Source organism: Pseudomonas sp. DW-iso3 (assembly GCF_058725305.1).
The window spans coordinates 424,412-447,307 of record NZ_JBZXDZ010000002.1; the positions used below are offsets into that span (position 1 = coordinate 424,412).

Genomic DNA, 22,896 nt, shown 5'->3' on the forward strand with positions numbered 1-22,896 from the left:
GGGTCTCTCTTGTGATTGTTGTATGAAATCAGGTCCGCGCACCGGACTGGCGATAACGATCCAGCGCCACCGCGCCGATGATCACAATGCCCTTGATGATGTATTGCCAGATATCCGACACGCCCAGCAGCACCAGCCCATTGGTGAGCACTGCAATGATCAGCGCACCGATCAGTGTGCCGCCGATGGTGCCGACGCCGCCGGTGAAACTGGTGCCACCGAGGATCACCGCCGCAATCGCATCCAGCTCGTAGGATTGCCCCAGTTGCAAACCATTGGCAGCGAATAGACGCGAAGCGCTCATCACCGCGCCCAGCCCGGCCAGCGCGCCGGACATGGCGTAGACGAACAGCAGCACCTTCCACACCTTGATCCCCGACAACCGCGCCGCTTCCGGGTTGCCGCCGACCGAGTAGATCTGCACGCCCATCACCGTGCGGCGCAGGATGAACCACGACAGCGCCACCACGGCCACGGCAATGATCACCAACCAGGGCACGCCGAGTAACGAGTCATTGCCGATGAAGGCAAATGGCAGGTCCGGGTTGAACACGGTCTTGTCGTCCGCCAAAAGCCGCGCCAGCCCGCGCATGGCCGTCAGTGCGCCAAGGGTGACGATAAACGGCGGCAGGCGCATAAAAGCGATCAACCCGCCATTGACCAGCCCGAGCAACAGCCCGAAGCCGATACCCGCGGCAATCCCGAACATGCCGAACTGCGGCGACATCGACGCCTGCAACGCCACCACCGCCGAGGCCGCCAGGATCGCGCCCACTGACAAGTCGATACCGGCGGTGAGGATCACAAACGTCATGCCCGCCGCCAGCACCACGTTCACCGACGCCTGTTGGGAGATGATCGACAGGTTCTGCATCGTCAGGAAGTTCTCGCTGGCCAGGGCAAAGCCCACCAACAGCAAGATCAGCACGGGCAACATGCCTACCGTGCGCATCAGCTCGCGTGCGCGTTCCGCTGTGTTTGTCGTTGCGATATTCAACTCAGCCATGGGCAACCACCTGATCGCCACCGGTGGCGAGGTCAATAATGCGTTCTTGGGAAATAGCCTGGCCGGAGGCACCGCCGACTTCAGCGACGAGTTGGCCTTCGCGCATGATCAACACGCGGTCGCAAGTGCCGATGATTTCCGGCAACTCGCTGGAAATCACCACGATGCCGATGCCGGCCTGGGCCAATTGATTGATGATGCGGTAGATCTCGGACTTGGAGCCGATGTCGACGCCGCGTGTGGGCTCGTCGAGGATCAGCACGTGGGGTTTGACCTCCAGCAGCCGTGCCAGAAGCACCTTCTGCTGATTGCCGCCGGACAAGGCGCCAGCATTGACCTTGCCTGACGCCACGCGAATCGACAGCGACTTGATCGCATCATTGGAACGCTGCAACGCATGGTCGCGGTCCAGTACTCCGCCGGCATGGGCATCCGGCACACAGGCGCAGACGTTGATGTTGTCCGCCACGCTCATGTCGAGGAACAGGCCCTGAGCCTTGCGGTCTTCGGTGAGGTAGACGACGCCTGCGCGAATCGCATCCGCCGGGGTGCGCAGTGGGGTAACGGCCTTGCCGACCACTTCCAGGGTGCCCGAGGTGCGTGGGTCGGCCGCAAAGATCAGCCGCGCCAGCTCGGTGCGCCCTGCCCCGACCAGGCCGGCAATGCCCAGTACTTCGCCGGCATGCACGTCGAAACTGCAGTGGCGCACGCGCTTGCCGTCGGCCATGTCGCGCACCCGCATCACCACGTTGCCGGGGTTATACGCGGCGTGTTCCTTCTTGTAGAACCCTGACAGGTCGCGGCCCACCATCATTTTCACCAACGCTTCGGCGGACAGTGCATCGCGGGTCAACTCGCCGATGTACTGGCCGTCACGCAGCACCGAGACGCGGTCCGATAACGCGTAGATTTCGGCCATGCGGTGGCTGATGTAGATGATCGCCAAGCCCTGGCTGCGCAGTTGCTTGATCAGCGCGAACAAGCGGTCGGTCTCGCGGGATGACAAGGGCGTGGTGGGTTCGTCCATCACCAGGATCTTGGCGTGGGCATGCAGGGCGCGGGCGATTTCCACCAACTGACGCTCGGCGATCGACAGGCTGCTGACTCGCGTGGCCGGGGCGAACTCAGCGCCCAGGCGCTGCAACACTTCGATGCAACCGGCCTCCATGCCCTTACGATCGATGGTCCAGCCGCGCCGCAATTCGCGGCCCAGGTAAATGTTCTCGGCCACGCTCAGGTTGGGGCACAGGCTCAATTCCTGATAGATCACGGCGATGCCAAGGGCTTTGGCGGTGGCGGGGTCGAAGGTGGGGATGAGCTGACCGGCAATGCGGATTTCACCGCCTGGGTCGGCTTGGTAGGCACCGGAGAGAATCTTCATCAGCGTCGATTTGCCGGCGCCGTTCTCCCCCATCAAGGCGTGGATTTCGCCGGGGTAGACCTTCAGGCCGACCGTCTTGAGCACGCGCAAACCATTGAAGGTTTTGCTGATGCCCTGCATCTCAAGCAAGGGTTCAAGGCTCATGGATGAGCTCCTGGATTTTTTTATTTTTGTATTCGAGCCCCTTGGATCAGAGCCGATTGCCACCGACTCTAATCAGATACATTTACTTACGCAAGCGCTTGCGTGAGCCGTTTATCGCAAGATGAAACGTTTCATCAGGCACGTTATTCGCGATTTGTGTGGTTCTAGCGTTTTGGCAACATGCGCATCAGGGTGTTGTCTCGCACCCAGTAATGATGGAAAAGCCCAGCCACCGCATGCAGGCCGATCAACCAATAACCGGCACTGCCCAGCCATTCGTGCCAATGCTTGAATTGCTTGGCCAGGACCGGGTCTGGCGCTACCAGCGAGGGCAAGGCAAATTCAAAATACGGCACGGGCTTGCCGCCGGCGTTGAGCATCAACCAGGCCAATATCGGCGTGATGATCATCAGGCCGTACAACGCCAGGTGCATAAGGTGCGACACGCCGGTCTGCCAGGCCGGCGGGCGCGGCACGATCGGTGGCCGAGGTGCCAGGCGCCCGAGCAAGCGCAACCACACCAGCAGGAAAATCCCGCTGCCGAACAGTGCGTGGCCGCCAAGGAGCAGGCTTTTGAGCGCATGGCCGCGGGGCAACAGGCCTTTGAGTTCGATGCAGCCATAGACGCCAACAAACAGCGCCAGCATCAGCCAATGCAGGGTCATCGATAACCGTGTGTAGCGCTGTGTGGTCTGGGTTTCGCTCATGAAAAAGACACCTTGTGGGGAAGGGATGGCCGAACGTGGCTTGGAAGAGTCGACGCCACCCTCCCCGAGGAGTCTTAAGGCAGTCTGAAGATCGCCAAATCGATCATTTTCGCCACCTTCAGACTTCGTTAAGAAATGCCTTCGATACTGCCCCCAACTTCACTTGGGAGGCGTACCGCCAATGCCCGATATCGATTGGAACATTCCCTTGCCCCTGCTATTCGGCCAGGCAAACAGTGCACCGCTGCGCCTCTGCCGCGCCCTGCCCCAAGACCCTCAGCGACCTGCCTTCGAGGCATTTATCCAACAGCGTTTCCGCGTCGCACACGGCGCTGACATTCGCCACTTCATGCCGCAGTTGTTTGGCGTGAGCCACGCCAACGATGAGCTCTGCGCGGTCGCCGGCGTCCGCCTGGCGAGCGCCGAGCCGTTGTTCCTGGAACGCTACCTCGACCATCCGATCGACCCGCTGATCAGTGCCGCCGCCGAACAACCGGTGGAGCGCAGCGTCATCGCCGAAGTCGGCAACCTTGCGGCCAGCGACACCGGCAGTGCGCGCTTGAGCATCATCGCCATTACCTGGCTGCTGGCCATGGGAGGGCTGGAGTGGGTGGCGTTCACCGGCAACATCGGTCTGGTCAACAGCTTCCACCGCCTCGGCTTGAAGCCCGTCACTCTCTGCGCGGCCGACCCGCAGCGCCTGGGCGATGAGCGCCAGCACTGGGGCAGCTACTACGAGAGCCAGCCTTGGGTGCATGTCGGCAATATCCGCGCCGGGTTCATTCATTTGCGCAACATGGGCCTGTTCTCACGCCTGGGGTTGCCTACGAACGAGGACGCCAGCAATGTCGCCTGAAACCCGTCGTTTCCACGCCATGCTGCGCGGCCATGCCGAACGCAACGATGGTGCTATCGCCCTGTGGGGTGACAGTTGGAAAATGGACTACACCTCCCTGTTCGCCGAAGTCGCTTATCGCCAGGAGCGCCTGCGCGACGAAGGCGTCAAGGTGGTGGCCCTGGCCCTGGACAATGGCGTCGACGCGATGCTGTGGGACCTGGCAGTGCTGTTCGAAGGCTTGACCTGCCTGACACTGCCTCCGTTCTTCAGCCCGGCCCAGCGCGCCCATTGCCTGGAACAGAGTCACGCCGAACGGGTGATCGCCGAGCCCCACCTGGCGGCAGAACTGCAGGCTGGCGGTTACCGCCAAGCCGGCGAGTTCTGGTGCCGCACCTTTGAAGGCCGGCCAGCGATGCCGTCAAATACCGCCAAGCTGACGTTCACGTCCGGCACCACCGGGGCCCCCAAAGGTGTCTGCCTGAGCGCCGACAGCTTGCTGCGGGTTACCCGCGAGTTGCATCAGGCCAGCCATTCCAGGGACCCGCGGCACCACCTGGCGTTGTTGCCCATCGCGATATTGCTGGAAAACCTCGGCTGCTACGCCGCCTTGTATGCCGGCGCCACTTTGAGCTTGCCCAGCCAGAAAAGCCTGGGCATTCAGGGCGCCAGCGCGGTGGACGCCGCCCAATTGCTCGGTTGCCTGGCAACGCGCCAGCCCCACAGCCTGATCCTGGTGCCGCAATTGTTGTTGATGCTGGTAATCGCCGCCGAGCAAAAGGCGTTCAACCCCAAGAGCCTGCGATTTGCTGCCGTCGGCGGCGCACGCGTATCCAAGGCCTTGCTGCAACGTGCACAGCAATTGGGCATGACGGTTTACGAGGGTTACGGGCTGTCGGAATGCGCGTCTGTGGTGTGCCTCAATCATCCTGAGGCACACCGTCCGGGCAGTGTCGGTCGACCGCTGCCCCACGTTGAAATCCGCCTGGCGGAAGACGGCGAAGTGCTGGTCAAGGGACCGATGCTGCTCGGTTACCTGGACCAGCCCGACCTGCACGCGCCATGGTGGCCCACCGGCGACCTGGGTGACGTTGATGAAGACGGTTTTCTCTACCTCAAGGGCCGCAAGAAGCATCAGTTCGTCACCAGTTACGGGCGCAATGTCAACCCCGACTGGGTCGAGGCCGAGTTGACCCAGGGCGGCATCATCGCCCAGGCATTCGTCTATGGCGAAGCCCTGCCGGAGAACCACGCCCTGCTCTGGCCCCTGCGCGCCGACTGCAGCGCCGCCCAACTGGCCGCCGCCGTGGCCGAGGCCAACACCGGCCTGCCCGACTACGCCCAGGTGCATCGCTGGACGCGCCTGGCAGAACCGTTTACCACCGCCAACGGCCTGCTTACCGCCAATGGTCGACCAAAGCGCGACGCCATCGTCGCCCGTTATCAATCCGATCTCACCCCCGAACTGAATGAGGAATCCTCATCGTGAATTTTTTCGACACCCTGCAAGACGCCACCCAACACGAACGCCAGGCCCTGTTCAATTTGCCGATCATCCGGGACGCCCTGGAAGGCAAGGTCAGCCTGGAAAGCTATCGTGCGTTCCTGGCCCAGGCCTACTATCACGTCCGCCACACGGTGCCATTGATGATGGCCTGCGGTGCGCGCCTGCCGTCACGCCTGGAATGGCTGCGCAAGGCCGTCTGCGAGTACATCGAGGACGAATATGGCCACGAACACTGGGTGCTCAATGACATCGCCGCCTGCGGTGGAGACAAAGACGCGGTGCGCGATGGACGCCCAGGTTTGCCTATCGAGCTGATGGTCAGCTACCTCTATGACCTGATCGCCCGTGACAACCCGGTCGGCCTGTTTGGCATGGTCAATGTGCTGGAAGGCACCAGCATCGCCCTGGCTACCCATGCGGCCGGTAGCATCCGTGAGCGCCTGCAACTGCCGGCCACCGCGTTCAGCTACCTGAGCTCTCACGGTTCCCTGGACATCGGTCACATGGAAACCTACCGCCGCTTGATGAACAGCCTGGAAGACCCCGACGACCAGGCCGCGGTGATCCGTGCATCAAAGGTGGTGTACGCCCTTTACACCGACATGTTCCGCAGCCTGCCGCGTATCGGGGAGACGCCCCATGCGCCTGTCTGATGCTCGCGTGGTGCTGACCGGCGCCAGCGGTGGCATCGGCTTGGCCATCGCCTCTGCCCTGTGCGCCAGTGGTGCGCAGGTGCTCGCCGTAGCCCGCCACCGCGTGCCGCTGGAGGGCTTGCTTGAGCGCTATCCGCAGCAACTGTGCTGGGTCAGTGCCGACCTGACCTTCCTCACCGACCGCCGTAAAGTACTGGCCGCCGCCGAGGCCATCGGTGGCGTCAACCTGTTGATCAACGCAGCCGGCATCAACCACTTTGCCATGTTGGAACAGTTAGACGACAACGAGATCAACAGCATGCTGGCGCTCAACATCACCGCGCCAATCTGCCTGACCAAGCTGCTGCTGCCGCTGCTCAAGCAGGCACCGACCGCCATGGTGGTGAATGTCGGCTCAACGTATGGCTCTATCGGTTACCCCGGCTATGCGACCTACTGCGCCACCAAGTTTGCCTTGCGCGGGTTTTCCGAAGCCCTGCGCCGGGAACTGGCCGACACGCGTGTCGGCGTACTGTACGTAGCGCCGCGCGCGACCCGGACCCAGATGAACAGCCCGGCGGCGCAGGCCTTGAACGATGCACTCAAGTCTAACGTCGACGACCCGAACACCGTGGCGTCCGCGGTGATCCAGGCGATCGCCAACGAACGCCGCGACCTTTACCTGGGCTGGCCAGAACGCTTCTTCGTGCGCCTCAACAGCCTGTTGCCGAACCTGGTCGACCGCGGCTTGCGCAAACAACTGCCGCTGGTCCGCCGCTTGAGCGTTAAACCCGTGAATAAGGATCTGAACCCATGAAACAATTGTTCGCCGCGCTGTTGCTCAGCGCCTTGAGCCCCTTCACCTGGGCGTTGGACTCCATCGACCAGCAGCGCCTGAATGACATCCAGACGCGCTGGGCCCATATCCAATACAACCTGCCGGAGGAGCAGCGTACCCAAGCGTTCGAACGACTGGCCTCCCAGGCGACAGCGTTCACACAGGATCGCCCTCAGGTCGCCGAAGCGTGGATCTGGTCGGGGATTGTCACCAGCAGTTGGGCCGGCGCTCAGGGCGGGCTCGGCGCGTTGAGCAAGGTCAAGGTGGCCAAGGCCGACCTGGAAACCGCCCTCGCCCTTGACCCCAAGGCCCTGCAAGGTTCGGCTTACACCAGCCTGGCGGCACTGTACGACCGGGTACCTGGCTGGCCGATCGGTTTCGGCGATGCCGACAAAGCTGAGCAGTTGCTCAAACAGGCCTTGCAACTTAACCCGACGGGCATTGATAGTCTTTACTTCTGGGGTGAACACCTCTACCGGCAAAAACGTTATGGCGAAGCCCGTGATGCCTTGCAAAAAGCCCTGCTGGCCGCGCCACGGCCCGGTCGGGAAACCGCCGATGCCGGGCGGCGCAAGGAAATCGAAAGCCTGCTGGCCGACACCCATAAAAAACTCAACTGACAAGGGGTCTGCGTGCGTCTATTACTGATCGAGGATGACGTGGCGCTGGGGGAAGGTATTCACCAGGCGCTGGCTCGCGAAGGGTACACCGTCGATTGGCTGCAAGACGGCAGCAGTGCCCTGCACGCGCTGCTCAGCGAAACCTTTGACGCCGTGGTGCTGGACCTTGGCCTGCCACGCATGGACGGGCTGGAAGTGCTGCGTCGCCTGCGCGACAGTGGCGCCACGGTGCCCGTGTTGATCCTCACGGCACGCGATGCCACCGAGGACCGCATCGCCGGGCTCGATGCCGGTGCCGATGACTACCTGATCAAACCCTTCGACCTGGCCGAACTCAAGGCGCGCTTGCGCGCCTTGCTGCGCCGCAGCGCCGGCCGTGCACGGGTGGTGATCGAACACGCAGGCATCTGCCTTGACCCGAGCACGCAGCACGTCAGTTACCATGGCCAACCCGTGCTGCTGACTCCCAAGGAATATCAACTACTGCACGAATTGCTGTCACCGCCCGGCCGCGTCATGACCCGTGACCAATTGATGCAGTTGCTCTACGGCTGGAACGAAGAAGCCGAAAGCAACACGCTGGAAGTGCATATCCATCACCTGCGCAAGAAGTTCACCAGCGATCTGATCCGTACCATTCGAGGCGTTGGCTACCTGGTGGAGGAGCGCCGATGACCTCGATCCGGCGGCGCACCCTGACGCTGATCATCGGCCTGTTGCTCACCGGTTTGCTGGTGATCAGCGTGCTGAACCTGCATGACAGCAATCACGAAATTGCCGAAGTCTACGATGCACAACTGGCGCAGAATGCGCGCCTGCTCCAAGGTGTCATGAGCCTGCCACTGGCAAGCAAAGACCAGGCCGACCTGTATCGCGCCTTTAACAAAGCCCTGGGCGAGGCCATTCCCAAGGTGGATGGGCACCCTTACGAAAGCAAGATCGCCTTTCAGGTGTGGAGCCCAAAAGGCGAACTGCTGGTATTTACCGCCAGCGCGCCATCATTCGCCGTGCCCCCGGCACAACCGGGGTACAGCAATATCGACGACCTGAACGGCCGGGAATGGCGCGGTTTCGTGCTCAAGGACAAGGACAATGGCCTGCGCATCTGGGTGGGTGAGCGTGACGACGTGCGCTCCGACCTGGTGCAACGCATCGTGCGGCATACTTTATGGCCCAATGTGTTGGGTAGCCTGATCCTGGCAGCAATGGTCTGGCTGGCCATCGGCTGGGGTCTCAAGCCGCTGGCCGATATGGCCGCCACGTTGCGGGCGCGGCACTCAGGCTCACTGGAACCGATGCAATTGACGCCCTTGCCCACCGAGCTGGAGCCGATGCAGGCGGCATTGAACCGGATGCTCGCGCAGATCCAGGAGATGCTCGGCCGTGAGCGGCGCTTTATCGCCGACGCTGCCCACGAGATGCGCACGCCCCTGGCGGTATTGCGCGTGCACGCGCAAAACCTGCTGGAGGCCGGCACCGAAGCCGAACGACGCGAATCACTGGCCTTTCTGATCACAGGCGTCGACCGCACCAGCCGGCTGGTCAGCCAATTGCTGACCATGGCGCGCCTGGAACCCAGCGCCGGGCAACTAACACTTCAGACGATCGACCTCGCGACAACCGTGCGTGAAACGCTGATCCAGCTGACACCCTGGCTGCTGAGCAAAGGCCTGGAACTGGTGTTCAATGCCGACGATGCCCCGTACCGCGTGACGACCGATCCTGGCGCGATCAACATTGCCCTGACCAACCTGGTGACCAACGCGGCGAATTTCTCTCCAGAACATGGGGTCATCACCGTGAAGCTGAGCCAGGACGCCAAACGCTTCGTACTGACCGTGGACGACCAGGGGCCGGGCATCGACGAGAGTCAGCGCGAACGTCTCTTCGAGCTGTTCTACAGCCGGGGCAATCCCGAAGGCGCTGGCTTGGGCCTGACCATCGTGCACACCATCGCTCAGCACTTGGGCGGCCGGGTACACCTGGAAAACCTGGCGTCCGGTGGCCTGAGAGCGACACTGGAGATACCTAGGTGAAGTCTGCGCCGGCGGGCACTTTGGAGCGCCTGTTGCTGGAGCGCTTAGAGAACCCTTGAGGTCTCCTGCAATCGGAAAGCCGATCTCGATCAAATGTGGGAGCTGGCTTGCCTGCGATGGCATCACCTGGCTATGCCTGATGTGCCGAGTACCTGCATCGCCGGCGAGCCAGCTCCTATCGTCGAGTGGTATCAGCGCTGTTATTGCGCGTTAGCCTTCGCCGCATCGTTGATGATCGCCACCACCCGCGCCGGGTTCGACACCATCACCACGTGGGAAGCCCCCTTCACATCCACGGTTTCTTTCGAACCCGCACGGTCGGCCATGAATTTAAGCGCGGCCTCGGGAATATTTTTGTCAGCTGAGCCGTATATGAAGTAGGACGGCACGCTTTTCCAGGCTGGATCACCCGACGGCTCCTTCAGCGCGGCTTCGGTGATCGGACGTTGCCCGGCTGCCATCAACTGGGCTTCCTTGGGTGCCACGTCGGCGGCGAACTGGCTGTTGAACTTGTCTTGCTGGATATACAGGTCGGTCACGCCGTCCTTGGAGACCACCGGTTTGTCGAGGGTCGGACCCAGGGTGCCGCCAGGGTAGCGGCCGGACAGTTCGAACGCGGTCTCGCCTTTTTCCGGGGCGAAAGCGGCCACGTACACCAGCGCCTTGACCTTGTCGCTGCCATGCACGGCGTTGGTAATGACCGAGCCTCCGTAGGAGTGGCCGACCAGGATCACCGGCCCCGGGGTATGTGCGACGATGTCGGCGACGTAGTCCGAGTCGGTCTTGACGCTGCGCAGCGGGTTGGCCACAGCGACCACCGGGTAGCCTTCGGCCTTGAGTCCGGCGATCACGCCGTTCCAGCTGGAGGCGTCGGCGAACGCGCCATGCACCAATACCACGGTGGCTTTCTGTGGCGCGGCAAAGCTGGCGGTGGCGGCACCGAAGGCCAATGCACCAGTGATCAGGGCGGCGGCGACGCGGGAGAACTTGAAGGTTTTCATAGACGTTTGCTCCGTTAGGGTAGGCGCTCAAGGCGTTGAACGTGAGGCCATGATGCCGAAGCGCGTTTTACAAATGGAGGCTAATAGTCGACGATATAGCGCAGATCGTCTAAAACTATTGTTTATTTGCTATCAGGTGAGTCATGGATCGCTTGTCCACACTGCTGGTGCACTTCGGCATCGGTGCCGATACCTTTCACAGCGGGCCCCTGCACGGCGCCCTCGACACCCGCGATCTGCAGCAGCGCGGCCGGGTTTACTTGCTCAAGGAAGGCCAGGCCAGCCTGGAAATGCCCGACGGCACCCTGCGTATTCCCGAGCCCAGCCTGGTGCTGGTGCCGCGCCCCCTGCCCCATCGGTTGGTCGCGGCAAAAGCCGAGCGCGCCCAGGTGGTGGCGGCTTCGCTGCGCTTTGATGGGGGGATCGATAACCCATTGTCCGTGGCGCTGACCGACACCATCGTGATGCCGCTGCAGCAGATCCCAATGATCGCCGGCACGCTGGACTGGCTGTTCGACGAAGCCTTTGCCGAACATTGCGGTCGCGAGGCGGTGATGAACCGGCTGTTTGAGCTGATGGTGATTCAGTTCCTGCGCCACATGATGGCCTATCACAGCATGACCACCGGCATGATGTCTGGCCTGGCTGACTTGCGCCTGGCGCGGGCCATGACCTTATTGCACAACAACCCCGAACGCCCATGGACCGTGCAGGAAATGGCCGTTGAGTCGAACATGTCCCGTGCCAGTTTCGCCGCGCATTTCCATAAAGTGGTCGGCCAGACTCCAGCCGACTACGTGCTGAGCTGGCGCGTGAGCCTGGCACAGAAACGCCTGCGTGAAGGTCGCCCCATCGCCCTGATCGCCGATGAAGTCGGTTATGAAAGCCCCTCGGCGCTGGCCCGTGCGTTTCGCCGCAAGATCGGCACCAGCCCGCGGGAGTGGCTGCAGTTGCAGGCGCCGCTACGGGTCGAGCACGCCGCCGCTGTAGCTGGCGGATAACCGTGTGCCAGTGAACTTGGCGACCACCGAGCCCTGGGCCACCAGGCGCTCGCGGTGCGCGGTGACCATGCGTCCGGCCTGGGCAGCGTGCAAGGTCACTTCGGAGGTCGGATCACCGGGGCGGCCGATAATGCGCGCGAAACACGTGCCTTCGTCCACGTAGTCGCCCAGGCTTTTCTCGAACACCAATATCCCGGCGCAGGGGGCGAGGATGGTTTCCATGCAGCCCATGTCGACCACGTCGCCTGGCCATTCGGCGATGCTCGCCACCTCGTCGATCACGCCGTGGACGCACAACCACGCCCACAAGCCATCGGCATCCTGTTGCGCCAGGGCGTCGCTGACGTCTGCCTGCCCGCGCAGCTCAATGGTGGCGGCCAGTTGCGGCGATGCGTGATTGATGATGGTTTCTTCAAAGGAGCCATCGCCGCCTTCATCCCAGACAATCACCAGCTCCACCTGCAACGCTGCTGCCAGCGCCAGGCCTTGGTCGGGCCAGAAACGGCGATGGATGTACAGGTACGGCAACGCCTCGTCATCGGTGTGCAGGTCCAGCACCAGGTCAGCCTCGGCAGCCAACTGCACCAGGCGTTTCTGCCATTGCGCCAGGTTGCTCGCCGGGCGCTCCATGGCCAGGGAATGGTCGAAGGCACGGTTGAAATTCTGCCCGGTGGCTTCGTGAAACCGTCCGAGCAAGCGGCCCTGGCGAAACTGGCTGATGCCGAAGGGATTGGCTTGGGGCACCACGGTGACCGTCCCCTTGAGTCGCCCCTGATCGGCACATGCCTGCAAGCGCGGCAGCAATTGATGCAATACCAGCATCCCGGCGATTTCGTCGGCATGCACGCCCGCCTGCAGGTGCACCTTCGGCCCAGTGCCGTCGCCGTCAAAACGCCAGGCCCCGATATTCAGCACATTGCCGGCGTCGCCGGTTTCCTGCCACGAAAGGTCTTTCGCCATGCCTTGCCCTCCTCTGATCAATTAATCGGTAGAGATTGAACACACGTTCAACTAATCTGAGCGCTGTGCTGTTTCATCCAAGGCCTGCCCATGACCTCCGACCTGCCCAAACTGCGCCGCGCCGACCCCGACGAACGCCGGGACCTGCTGATTGCCGCCACCCTTACCTGCCTGGCCCGTGATGGGCATGCCGGGATATCCGTGCGCCGCATCGCCTCCGAGGCCGGGGTGTCAGTGGGGTTGCTCAACCACCATTTCGGCAGCATTGACGCGCTGATCGCCGAGACCTACCACAAGCTGGCCAACGAGCTGACCAGCGCCCTCTGGGCACATGTGGAACAGGCCGAAGGCGCTGCGGCACGCCTGGACGCGTTTCTCAGCGCCTCATTCTCGCCCAGGGTCATGGACCCCGATCTGCTCGGCGTGTGGGTGGTGTTCTGGAGCCTGATCCGCCACTCGCCCCACGTGAACCAGTCCCACGAAAACAGCTATCACGCCTACCTGGCATTGATCCGACAACTGCTGGACGACTTGGCCAACAGCGAAAACCTGGTAATCCACGACAGTCACCTGGCCGCCATCGGCTTATCGGCGATGCTTGATGGACTCTGGCTCGAGGGGTGCCTCAACCCCGGCACCTTCAGCCCCGCCAACGGGCTGCACATCTGTCGCTGCTGGGTACAGGGGTTGCGTCACGGCGCATTCGGCGCCGACCACGTCCTGTGACACCGGGTGCCGAGCGCTGAGCATGGCCAGGGTGCCGCTGATGGCAATCAACACCGCGCCGATGATCAGCGAGCCATCCATCAGCGTGCCCCACACCAGGCTCGAGAGAATGAACGCCCAGATCAGCCCTGTGTACTCGAACGGCGCGAGTAACGTCGCCGTGGCGCGGCGGAAGCTGGCAAACAGCAGGAACTGTCCGATACCGCCCACCAAACCCGCCGCCAACATGCCCAGCCAGGCCAGTGCAGGGGCCGGTGTGTGGGTCCACGGCAAGGTCATGCCCATGCACACGACAAACACCACGTTGGTGATCAACATCTGCTCCAGCACCGTGCTGCTCGGGTCGACCTGGCGCAACTGGATATAGGTAAACGCCCAGCACAACGCCGCCCCCAAGGTCAGGGCGATGGGCCACGGGTCGAGCATATGGGTGGGACGGCACGCGATGATCACCCCGACAAACCCGATGATCAACGCGATCCACTGTCCACGGCTGGCGCGCTCCTTGAGGATCAGCGCTGCCAGCAGCGTGACCATGATCGGCGCGGAGAAATACAGGGTGGTCATTTCCGCCAGGCTCAGGTCCTTGGCGGCGGTGTAGTAGAGCAACCACGCCAGCAACGACAACAGACCGCGAATGATCAGCATGCGGCGGCTGACCGATACCCAGGCCCGCCGCAACAAGCCCATGCGCCCAGCCACCAGACACACGATCACCACCACCAGGCTGCGCCAGAACAGAATGGTGAACACCGAATAATCCGCCACCAGCCACTTGACCACCGCGTCCTGCAACGCCAGGAACAAGTAGGCCAGCGAACACAGGGCAATCCCTTGCAACCCGCGGTCCTGTGTCATCCGGCCGACCTGCGCAGCGGTGTGCCGCGCCGTTCGGCAATGGCGTAGACGCCTTCGATGAGGAAGGTCAGACACAGGTAGACCGCCGCCACCAGCAACAGCGGCTGATAGATCTGCAAGGTCTGTGCGCGTACCACGTTGGCCGCACCCAACAGGTCGACCACGGCAATGGTCGAGGCCAGCGCGGTGGATTTGAGCAACATCACCGTCTCCCCCGCCAGCGTCGGCAACAACAGGCGCATCGCCCGTGGCAGCCGCACCCGCAACAAGGCTTGGCGCGGCGTCATGCCGAATGCTGACGCGGCTTCCATTTCGCCCTTGGGCACTGCCAACAGGCCACCGCGAATCACTTCGCCGACATAGGCGCCGACTGACAACACCAGCGCAAACACGATGTACCAGTAACCGTCACGCAGGTAGGGCCAGAGAAAACTGCCACGAATCATCGGAAACTGCGCGAACAGGCTGCCCAGCCCGTAGTAGAAAATGTAGATCTGAATCAGCAGCGGCGTGCCACGCAACACGCTGGTGTAGGCCTGCGCGCCACGGGCCAGCCATTTGCGTCGCGACAACCGCGCCAACGCCACCAGCACCGCCAGGGCAAAACCCAGCAGCGCCGAAATCACCAGCAGCGACAAGGTGGTCTGCAAGCCTTTGGCGATCAGCCCCGCGTAGTAACTTATCCAATCAGGCATGGGCCGCTCACTCGACAACCGGCATCCAGCGACGGATTCGTCGCTCCAGGCGCCCGGACAGGTAGTTGGAAGCCAGCGTCACCAGGTAATACAAGGCGGCGGCCGTGAGGTAGAACAGCAGGTATTGACGGGTCGAGCCCGCCGCCTGCTTGGCGGTGTACAGCAACTCGTTGGTGCCGACCACGCTGATCAAGGCGCTGTCCTTGATCAGGTTGATCCACAGGTTGGACATGCCGGCCAGGGCGAACGGCGCCATGATCGGCAAGGTCACCCGGCGGAACAGGCCAAACCCGCTCAAGCCAAACGCCCGTGCCGCTTCGATCTGGCCGTGGGGAATCGCCAGGATTGCCGCGCGGAAGATCTCCGAAGCATAGGCGCCTTGCACCAGGCCCAACACCAGAATCGCCACCAGCGGGCCGCTGATGTTCATCTGCGCGAAGCCCATCCACAGCATCAGGGCGTTGAGGCCCATGGAGCCGGCGTAATACAGCAACAGGATCAACAGCAGCTCCGGCACTGCGCGAAACACCGTGGTGTAGCCGCGCATCAACAGCGCGATGGGCCTCGGCGCACTGAGCTTGAGGCAAGCCACCACCAGGCCGATCAACACGCCCACCGCAAACGAGCCGGCGGAGATCTGCAGGGTCATCCATAACCCTTTGAGCAACGCATTGCCCCACCCTTGTTCGTCGAAGCTGAGAAGGTCGAACATGGTTATTCGGTCTTCTGGGCGATTTGCGGGTAGGGGCTGTCACAGGTCTTGCTCACAAACGCCGGGGTATCGGTGCGCTTGCACGGGCTGACCGACAGGCCGAAATAGTGCTGCGACAGGTCGTCGTAGTCCTTGCTCACCAGCAACTCGCCAATGGCCTTGTCCAGCCGGGCCTTGAGCGCGGTGTCTTCCTTGCGCAGGCCGGCGCCGACCCCACGGCCGATGATCGGGTCGTAGGGCACGCTGGCGATATGGGCCAGGCCACTGGCTTCCGGGGTCTTGACCATCATCGCGATGGCGGTGTCGTCGGCCATCATGTAGTCGATACGCCCGGCGATCAGGTCGGCGTTGGCCGATTCCTGGGTGTCGTAGTACTTCAGGTCAGCGATGTTTTCGTAGTACTTCTTCAGGTAGTTGGCGCTGACGGTGGAGATCTGCACGCCGATCAACTTGCCCTTGAGGCCCGCCGGGGAGATCTCGACTTCGCTGCCTTTTGGCCCGGCCACGCCTAACAGGGAATCGTAGTAAGCACGGCTGAAAGCAATCTGTTTTTCACGCTCATCGGTCACCGACATCGACGAGAAAATCACGTCGATCTTCTTCGCCAGCAACGAGGGAATGATGCCGTCCCACGCCACTTCCTTGATCTGGCATTCGGCTTTCATGCCTTCGCAGAGCTTGTGGATCAGGTCCACCTCAAAGCCGGACCACTGGCCATTGCCGCCTTTCACGGTAAACGGCGGATAAGGTTCTGCGGCAACCGCGAACACGATGGGTTTCTCCGCCGCCCAGCTGAAACCGGCGGCCAACATCAACACTGCACTGCCCAACCACGTTGCCATTCGCTTGGATTTCATGATGTTGCCCCGTCTTGTTATGGAATTAGCGAGTTTGATGCGCGTTGACGAACTGTCGGCAACGTTCACTGCGTGGATCGATAAACACCGCATCCGGCGAGCCGGTTTCTTCGATCATGCCTTGGTGCAGAAACGCCACTTTTGACGACACATCCCGGGCGAAGGCCATTTCATGGGTGACCAGGATCATGGTGCGGCCTTCCTCGGCCAGGGAGCGGATCACCCGCAGCACTTCGCCCACCAATTCCGGGTCGAGGGCCGAGGTGGGTTCGTCAAACAGCATGACTTTGGGGCGCATGGCCAACGCGCGGGCAATCGCCACCCGCTGCTGCTGGCCGCCGGACAGGAACGCCGGGTATTCGTTGCGTTTAGCCGCGAGGCCGACACGTTCGAGCAAGGCTTCGGCGCGTTCGATGGCCTCGGCGCGGCTTTCGCGCAGGACCTGGGTGGGGGCTTCGATGAGGTTTTCCAGCACGGTGCGGTGCGGCCACAGGTTGAAGTTCTGGAACACCATGCCCAGGGTCGAGCGGATACGCACCAGTTGCCTGGCATCCGCGACCAGGGGCGCGCCGGGACGGCCGTAGTTGAGTTTGATGCTTTCGCCGTCCACATGGATGCTGCCCTGGTCCGGCACTTCGAGCATGTTGATGCAGCGCAGCAGGGTGCTTTTGCCGGAGCCGCTGGCGCCGATCAGCGAGATCACGTCGCCTTCGTGGGCCGTCAGGGAAATGCCCTTGAGCACTTCGATATTGCCGAAGCGCTTGTGCAGGTCGATGACCTCGATCATCTTTTTGGCTTCGGCCGCTGGCACCTCTTCGATCCTGGGCGCTGCCGCAATACGCGGTTCACCGGCGAGCTTGGCGACAAAGTGCGCGATGCGTTGGCAGGCTTCAGACAGGCGCTCCTCGCCCAAGGTGAAAGACAAGCGAACGAAACCCTGGGCCGGCGCCCCAAACGCGGCGGCGTCGAGTACCGAAACGCCGGCTTCACGAAACAGGCGCCAGGCAAAGTCAAGGGAGCCCAGGCCGGTGCCGCGCACATCCACCAGCACAAACATCCCGGCTTGCGGCGCCTGTACCTTGATGCCAGGGCATGCACTGAGCCCCGCCATCACCAAGTCGCGACGGCGCCGATAAATCTCGCGCATGCCCTGAGTCACGTCGTCATGGGCCAGCACCGCGGCGGTGGCGGCTTCCATCACGAAACCCGGCAGTCCGTAGAGCATGCTGAGCACCAAGGTTTCGGCGTGTGCGACCATCTGCGGCGTGGCGATGATCCAGCCGATACGCCAGCCGGTCATGGCATGGGACTTGGACAAACTGCCAATCACCACGCAACGCTCGGCCATGCCCGGCAGCGCAGCGAGGCTGTGGTACTCACCGTCGAACACCAGGCTTTCATAGACCTCATCCACCACCACCCACAGGTCGCGGGCAATCGCCAGGTCGGCAATGGCTTGCAGCTCTTGCAGGTTGAGCACCACGCCGGTCGGGTTGTTCGGGTTGGAGAAGAAAATCGCCCGCGTACGCGGTGTGATGGCTGCGCCGAGCAACTGGGCATCGAGGCGAAAACCGGATTCCGGGGAACAGGGCACGCGCACCAACGTCGCGCCGCTGGCCTTCAGCGTGGCCTCGTAGGTGACGTACATCGGGTCGAGCACCAGCACTTCATCACCGGCCTGCAACAGACACAGAGAGGTCACGAACAAAGCGTTCTGCGCACCCGCCACGGTGATCACGTTCTCGGCGCTCAACGCACGTGCCAGCGTTTTGCTGTAGCGCGCGGCAATGGCCTCGCGCAGTGCCGGGCGACCGGGGATTTCGGTGTAGTGGGTGTCACCTTCGCGCAAGGCACTCACAGCGGCGTCGGTGATGAACGATGGCGTGGCGAAATCCGGGTCGCCGACGCTGAGGATGATGATGTCTTCCCCCTGGCTGGCCGCCTGGAACGCGGCGTGGTGGATGTCCCAGGCGGCTACGCCCTGCCCTGCAATTCGTTCGACGAAGGGGGAAAACCGCATGCCAGAGCCTCTTATTCAAGAAGAAACAGCGCGAACCCGTCCGGTGACAAACGGGTGGATGCGGTCAACATAGTTCAAACTGAACAGTCGTTCAATGGGTAAGTTTGCGACCGTGTCGTTTATGGTCCAAAGAGGTCGTTGTGGCGATTTTTATCGATTGGCAGCGGTGACAGTCCTGCAATTCGCCGGCTGAGCCGAAGTTCAGCTCGCTCAACGTGACGTGGGTGGAGAGCAGCATGAATTCCCATCGGTTCGCAATTGACCCAATCACATTGAACCGGTGACCCGCCACAGTCCTCCAAGCTGAATAGACCACGGCCCGGTACACCTTCGATGACTTTTATTCTATGGATGGCCGTACTGGGCGCCGTATTGCTCACCCTCGCCCTCACCTCTTCCTATCTGCGCTGGATGCCGGTCACCACCTCGGCAGTGTGTCTGCTGCTGGGTGTGGGGATTGGCCCCCTGGGTGTTGACCTGCTGCACCTGGATATCAAGCACTCGGCACGCTGGATGGAGCACCTCACGGAAGTCGCGGTGCTGTTTTCGCTGTTTGTCAGCGGCCTGAAACTGCGCCTGCCGCTCAAGCACCGTACCTGGCGCATCGCGTTTGGCATGGCCGGGCCGGTGATGTTGCTGACCATCCTGGGGATCAGCCTCGCGCTGCACTACCTGTTTACGCTGTCGTGGGGCGTGTCGCTGCTGGTGGGCGCGATACTGGCGCCAACGGATCCGGTGCTGGCAGGCCTGGTGCAGGTCAATAACGCTCAGGATTACGACGCGCTGCGCTTCGGACTGTCCGGCGAAGCGGGCTTGAACGATGGCACCGCCTTCCCCTTTGTGATTTTTGCCCTGCTGTTCATGCAACACGGCGGGTTTGACGGCGATTGGCTGGGCGGTTGGGTGTTGAAGAATTTGCTGTGGGCAGTGCCGGCCGGGTTGTTGATCGGCTACTGGATGGGCCGGGGCATTGGCCGCGTGACGTTGTGGCTGCGCATCACCAACAGTGACAGCACGCTCTCGCCCAATGATTACCTGACCCTCGCTCTGATTGCGCTGGCCTATGTGGTCGCCGAAGCGGTGGGCGGTTATGGCTTTCTGTCCGTGTTTGCGGCGGGCCTTGGTTTGCGCCAGGCGGAATTCCGCTCCACCGGAAACTCACAAACGCCTTCGGAGCATCTGGCATTGCCAGTGGTGGGCCATTTGGAAGTCGAGCCAGACCGGGCGTTGCAAGGGGATGTGAGCGAACTGAAGGACACCCAGATCGCCGCCGGCGTCATGATGGGCGACATGCTCTCATTCGGCAGCCTGGTGGAACGCTCGATGGAGGTGTTCCTGGTGACCGTGTTGGGGATTGTGCTGATAAGCCATTGGGATTGGCGGGCATTACCGATGGCGGCGCTGTTGTTTTGCGTGATTCGGCCGATCAGTGTGCTGGCGATGCCTTGGGGGCGTCTGATTGATCGTCAACAACGCGGCCTGATGGGCTGGTTCGGTATTCGCGGAATCGGCAGCATTTACTACCTGTTTTACGCGCTCAATCATGGCCTGATCGGCACCAGCAGCGCGGTGGCGGTGAACCTCACCTTATCGGTGATCGCCCTGAGCATCGTCGTTCATGGCCTCAGTACCCAACCGATGCTGGTGTGGTATGAACGACGTGCCCGGGTGAATACTCAGTCCTGACGCTCGGTATTACCCACATCCGCCGCGTCATCCAGATCGTTGAGCGGCACCTCTGCATCATCCATCAACGAACCCGGGTCTTCATTGCCGGGGTCGTTGAGTTCATCGTCGAGTTCTTTGGACATGACCGTCTCCTCTAACCACCTTGGGTGTCGATATCGGCATCGGTTTCAGGCTTGGGCTCAGGCTTGGGCTTGAAGTCTGGACTGTAGTCGTTTTCCTTGGCCTTGGGGTCTTTCGCCGGAACCGGGTCTTTGGGCGCATCCGCACCGGTGGCGGGTTGTTTGTCTGTGCTCATGGTTACCTCTCGGAAAATATCGCCTGGGTAGAGTTAAGGTCATGCCCGGTGCGATGAAGTTCCATCGGCTTACGACCCTGGATTGTCGACCTGGATGTAAAACGCGTAAGCGGCGAGCATTACCCAGAACACCATGAACAACCAAGGTGCGCGCATGGAGAACAGCAGCGACTTGCGATACCCCTTGTGGGACGACTCCATCTCGGAAAACAGCGGCGACTCGTCATACGCCATGCCCATCACCGGCTCGCTGCGCAACAGCTCGCTTTGCTTGAAGTGCCAGTGATCGATGATGTCATACGCCGCACGGATCCCAGGCCATGCGTTGAGGGAACTGAGGATGCCCAACACTGCGAGAAAGATCGGCACCACCAAGGTGAACAGCTTGCCCCATTCGGGGTTGAGGTTCCCCATGCCCGACACAAAGGCAATCACCAGGAACGACTGCGCGGTGAGATAAGCGTCAGTACGGTTGGCGAGGATGGAGGTTTCGTATTGGATTTCGCGCCGATAGAAGTCGAGGCGGTCCTTGGGCGAGCCGAAAATCTTGGCGTTGTGTTCACTGTGATCGATCAGGCTCGATTCCGGAGTGTCCGGTGAGATGATTCTGGGCACATCGATGCTCCATGCGGGTTCGTGCCCTGTTAGAAGAATCAGGTACGGATGAAGTTCAAGTTTGTTCACGCACCAAATCGGAACAGAGCGTGCACCATGAATGGGAGCACTGGCCTGTTGGAATCGCCCCATACCCAACAAATCGAGGGTTTCCGGCATTCCGGCACAGGCATTGCTTTATCCATTCATCTGCCCGGATACAGGAGCATTGGTTACCCCCCGACCCAGAGCCGACCCCATAAGAAAGTAAGGACCAGGCCCATTGGCACCCATCGCCACGGGCTCATAAAAAATGCGTTTTTTGAAACGGCAGTGCCCCCCCTGCTTCCTCGGCACTGACAAGGTACTGGAATGGCTCGATCTTTCTTTGATGAAATGAATGACGCAAACGGCGTGTGCCGTGCGCATTACCAGGATTTCTCCCGCTGGCTGGCGAACACGCCGCCGGAGCTGCTGGCCCAGCGTCGCCGTGAAGCCGACTTGCTGTTCCACCGCGCCGGTATCACCTTCACCTTGTATGGCGACGAGCAAGACACCGAGCGCCTGATTCCCTTCGACATCATCCCCCGCAGCATCCCCGCCAGTGAGTGGAGCGTGATCGAACGCGGCTGTATCCAGCGCGTCAATGCACTGAACATGTTTCTTGCCGACATCTACCATGACCAGCGCATCATCAAAGCCGGGATCATTCCGGCGGACCAGGTGCTGGGCAACGAGGGTTACCAGAAGGCCATGGTCGGCCTGGACCTGCACCGCGACATCTATTCGCACATTTCCGGCGTGGACCTGGTGCGCGATGGCGACGGCACCTATTACGTGCTTGAAGACAACCTGCGCACCCCCAGCGGCGTGAGCTACATGCTCGAAGACCGCAAGATGATGATGCGCCTGTTCCCCGAAGTGTTCGCCAAGCAGCGCATCGCGCCGGTGGACCACTACCCCAACCTGCTGCTCAAGACCCTGAAGAGCTCAAGCCGCCTGGACAACCCCAACGTGGTGGTGCTGACGCCGGGTCGCTTCAACAGTGCGTTTTTCGAGCATGCGTTCCTGGCCCGTGAAATGGGCGTTGAGCTGGTAGAGGGCGCGGACCTGTTTGTGCAGGACCTCAAGGTGTTTATGCGCACCACCGACGGCCCCAAACCGGTGGATGTGATTTACCGGCGTATCGACGACGCCTTCCTCGACCCCAAGGCGTTCAACCCCGAGTCGATGCTTGGCGTGCCCGGCCTGGTCGCCGCTTATTGCGCCGGCAACGTGGTGCTGGCCAACGCCATCGGCACCGGCGTGGCCGACGACAAATCAATCTACCCCTACGTGCCGGAAATGATCCGTTTCTACCTGGATGAAGAGCCGGTGTTACAGAACGTACCGACCTTCCAGTGCCGCAAGCCCGACGAACTGTCCCACGTCCTGGCCAACCTGCCGCAACTGGTGGTCAAGGAAACCCAGGGCTCCGGCGGCTACGGCATGCTGGTAGGGCCGGCGTCCAGCGCGGCCGAGATCGAGGATTTTCGCCAACGCATCAAGGCCAGGCCCCATGCCTACATCGCCCAGCCGACCCTGAGCCTGTCCACCTGCCCCACGTTTGTCGAAAACGGCATCGCCCCACGGCATATCGACCTGCGGCCCTTTGTGCTCTCGGGCAAGGAAACCCGCCTGGTGCCGGGCGGCCTCACCCGCGTGGCGCTGAAGGAAGGCTCATTGATCGTCAACTCGTCGCAAGGCGGCGGAACCAAGGACACCTGGGTGGTGGAGGGCTGA

The 22,896-nt window shown here is 61.9% G+C and carries 23 protein-coding genes and 1 pseudogene; 11 read left to right on the forward strand and 13 right to left on the reverse strand.

All coding sequences use genetic code 11. The annotated features are described in order from the left end of the window. Positions 1–28: 28 nt before the first annotated feature. From AC4PS7_RS07735 to AC4PS7_RS07745, 3 genes are all read right to left on the reverse strand, one after another. Positions 29–1,006, reverse strand: a complete 978-nt coding sequence (locus tag AC4PS7_RS07735) for an ABC transporter permease subunit (protein ID WP_154846800.1) — start codon at positions 1,004–1,006, stop codon at positions 29–31. Then, positions 999–2,531, reverse strand: coding sequence for a sugar ABC transporter ATP-binding protein (locus AC4PS7_RS07740; protein WP_176332025.1), 1,533 nt, complete (start codon positions 2,529–2,531; stop codon positions 999–1,001). The genes AC4PS7_RS07735 and AC4PS7_RS07740 overlap by 8 nt, the downstream gene beginning before the upstream one ends. 164 nt (positions 2,532–2,695) lie before the next feature. Further along, positions 2,696–3,238 (reverse strand): cytochrome b, encoded by a 543-nt coding sequence (locus tag AC4PS7_RS07745; RefSeq protein WP_021493159.1) that lies wholly within the window; start codon positions 3,236–3,238, stop codon positions 2,696–2,698. A 181-nt stretch (positions 3,239–3,419) separates the two neighbouring features. Between AC4PS7_RS07745 and AC4PS7_RS07750 the strand changes: the two genes are divergently transcribed. The 7 genes from AC4PS7_RS07750 to AC4PS7_RS07780 are packed head-to-tail and all read left to right on the forward strand — an operon-like array spanning position 3,420 to position 9,706. Then, positions 3,420–4,094, forward strand: coding sequence for a thermostable hemolysin (locus AC4PS7_RS07750; RefSeq protein ID WP_021493160.1), 675 nt, complete (start codon positions 3,420–3,422; stop codon positions 4,092–4,094). Then, the gene (locus AC4PS7_RS07755) at positions 4,084–5,562 is read left to right on the forward strand and encodes an AMP-binding protein (RefSeq protein ID WP_045792116.1); all 1,479 of its coding nucleotides are present in this window, start codon (positions 4,084–4,086) and stop codon (positions 5,560–5,562) included. Before AC4PS7_RS07750 ends, AC4PS7_RS07755 begins: the two co-directional genes overlap by 11 nt. Further along, a complete protein-coding gene (locus AC4PS7_RS07760; RefSeq protein ID WP_042572414.1) occupies positions 5,559–6,233 on the forward strand; it encodes an iron-containing redox enzyme family protein in 675 nt (224 codons plus the stop codon). The genes AC4PS7_RS07755 and AC4PS7_RS07760 overlap by 4 nt, the downstream gene beginning before the upstream one ends. Then, positions 6,220–7,029 (forward strand): SDR family oxidoreductase, encoded by an 810-nt coding sequence (locus AC4PS7_RS07765; protein WP_010210479.1) that lies wholly within the window; start codon positions 6,220–6,222, stop codon positions 7,027–7,029. The genes AC4PS7_RS07760 and AC4PS7_RS07765 overlap by 14 nt, the downstream gene beginning before the upstream one ends. Next, positions 7,026–7,670 carry a tetratricopeptide repeat protein gene (locus AC4PS7_RS07770; protein ID WP_047542020.1) on the forward strand — a complete coding sequence of 215 codons (645 nt, stop codon included), beginning with the start codon at positions 7,026–7,028 and terminating at the stop codon, positions 7,668–7,670. The genes AC4PS7_RS07765 and AC4PS7_RS07770 overlap by 4 nt, the downstream gene beginning before the upstream one ends. Positions 7,671–7,682: 12 nt before the next feature. Beyond that, positions 7,683–8,345 carry a response regulator gene (locus AC4PS7_RS07775; RefSeq protein ID WP_010210483.1) on the forward strand — a complete coding sequence of 221 codons (663 nt, stop codon included), beginning with the start codon at positions 7,683–7,685 and terminating at the stop codon, positions 8,343–8,345. Beyond that, complete coding sequence (locus AC4PS7_RS07780) at positions 8,342–9,706, forward strand: sensor histidine kinase (protein WP_021493164.1); 1,365 nt, start codon at positions 8,342–8,344, stop codon at positions 9,704–9,706. Before AC4PS7_RS07775 ends, AC4PS7_RS07780 begins: the two co-directional genes overlap by 4 nt. Before the next feature lie 200 nt (positions 9,707–9,906). On the opposite strand, the gene AC4PS7_RS07785 is transcribed toward AC4PS7_RS07780, so the two are convergent. After that, complete coding sequence (locus AC4PS7_RS07785) at positions 9,907–10,707, reverse strand: alpha/beta fold hydrolase (protein WP_010210486.1); 801 nt, start codon at positions 10,705–10,707, stop codon at positions 9,907–9,909. 143 nt (positions 10,708–10,850) lie between these two features. Between AC4PS7_RS07785 and AC4PS7_RS07790 the strand changes: the two genes are divergently transcribed. After that, positions 10,851–11,708 carry an AraC family transcriptional regulator gene (locus tag AC4PS7_RS07790; protein WP_010210488.1) on the forward strand — a complete coding sequence of 286 codons (858 nt, stop codon included), beginning with the start codon at positions 10,851–10,853 and terminating at the stop codon, positions 11,706–11,708. Here the strand turns inward: AC4PS7_RS07790 and AC4PS7_RS07795 are convergent. Further along, on the reverse strand, positions 11,670–12,668 hold the full coding sequence (locus AC4PS7_RS07795) for a M14 family metallopeptidase (RefSeq protein WP_492179263.1): 999 nt from the start codon (positions 12,666–12,668) through the stop codon (positions 11,670–11,672). The two genes, AC4PS7_RS07790 and AC4PS7_RS07795, sit on opposite strands and share 39 nt — an antisense overlap. A gap of 90 nt (positions 12,669–12,758) precedes the next feature. Between AC4PS7_RS07795 and AC4PS7_RS07800 the strand changes: the two are divergent. Further along, positions 12,759–13,298, forward strand: a pseudogene (locus AC4PS7_RS07800) (TetR/AcrR family transcriptional regulator); the annotation flags it as partial. Here AC4PS7_RS07800 and AC4PS7_RS07805 read toward each other — a convergent pair. From AC4PS7_RS07805 to AC4PS7_RS07825, 5 genes are read right to left on the reverse strand one after another with little or no spacing between them, the layout of a single operon-like run. Continuing rightward, the gene (locus tag AC4PS7_RS07805) at positions 13,254–14,252 is read right to left on the reverse strand and encodes a DMT family transporter (RefSeq protein WP_492179264.1); all 999 of its coding nucleotides are present in this window, start codon (positions 14,250–14,252) and stop codon (positions 13,254–13,256) included. The pseudogene AC4PS7_RS07800 and the gene AC4PS7_RS07805 sit on opposite strands and share 45 nt — an antisense overlap. Next, positions 14,249–14,947, reverse strand: coding sequence for an ABC transporter permease (locus tag AC4PS7_RS07810; protein ID WP_010210492.1), 699 nt, complete (start codon positions 14,945–14,947; stop codon positions 14,249–14,251). The genes AC4PS7_RS07805 and AC4PS7_RS07810 overlap by 4 nt, the downstream gene beginning before the upstream one ends. A 7-nt stretch (positions 14,948–14,954) precedes the next feature. Further along, the gene (locus AC4PS7_RS07815; protein ID WP_010210493.1) at positions 14,955–15,659 is read right to left on the reverse strand and encodes an ABC transporter permease; all 705 of its coding nucleotides are present in this window, start codon (positions 15,657–15,659) and stop codon (positions 14,955–14,957) included. Between the two features lie 2 nt (positions 15,660–15,661). Then, positions 15,662–16,516, reverse strand: coding sequence for a transporter substrate-binding domain-containing protein (locus AC4PS7_RS07820; RefSeq protein ID WP_029529146.1), 855 nt, complete (start codon positions 16,514–16,516; stop codon positions 15,662–15,664). Positions 16,517–16,541: 25 nt separating this feature from the next. Beyond that, positions 16,542–18,536, reverse strand: a complete 1,995-nt coding sequence (locus tag AC4PS7_RS07825; RefSeq protein WP_010210497.1) for an aminotransferase class I/II-fold pyridoxal phosphate-dependent enzyme — start codon at positions 18,534–18,536, stop codon at positions 16,542–16,544. A 333-nt stretch (positions 18,537–18,869) separates the two neighbouring features. Here AC4PS7_RS07825 and AC4PS7_RS07830 point away from each other — a divergent pair, with 333 nt between their 5' ends. After that, the gene (locus tag AC4PS7_RS07830; protein ID WP_045792119.1) at positions 18,870–20,222 is read left to right on the forward strand and encodes a cation:proton antiporter; all 1,353 of its coding nucleotides are present in this window, start codon (positions 18,870–18,872) and stop codon (positions 20,220–20,222) included. Here AC4PS7_RS07830 and AC4PS7_RS07835 read toward each other — a convergent pair. The 3 genes from AC4PS7_RS07835 to AC4PS7_RS07845 form a co-directional block, all read right to left on the reverse strand. Beyond that, positions 20,213–20,347 carry a hypothetical protein gene (locus AC4PS7_RS07835; protein ID WP_010210499.1) on the reverse strand — a complete coding sequence of 45 codons (135 nt, stop codon included), beginning with the start codon at positions 20,345–20,347 and terminating at the stop codon, positions 20,213–20,215. The genes AC4PS7_RS07830 and AC4PS7_RS07835 overlap by 10 nt on opposite strands. A gap of 11 nt (positions 20,348–20,358) precedes the next feature. Continuing rightward, entirely contained in the window at positions 20,359–20,520 is a 162-nt protein-coding gene (locus AC4PS7_RS07840) for a hypothetical protein (protein WP_010210501.1), read from the reverse strand. Between the two features lie 69 nt (positions 20,521–20,589). After that, on the reverse strand, positions 20,590–21,135 hold the full coding sequence (locus AC4PS7_RS07845) for a hypothetical protein (protein WP_010210502.1): 546 nt from the start codon (positions 21,133–21,135) through the stop codon (positions 20,590–20,592). Positions 21,136–21,486: 351 nt separating this feature from the next. Between AC4PS7_RS07845 and AC4PS7_RS07850 the strand changes: the two genes are divergently transcribed. Continuing rightward, positions 21,487–22,896: a circularly permuted type 2 ATP-grasp protein gene (locus AC4PS7_RS07850; RefSeq protein ID WP_010210503.1), complete on the forward strand. Its 1,410-nt coding sequence runs from the start codon at positions 21,487–21,489 to the stop codon at positions 22,894–22,896.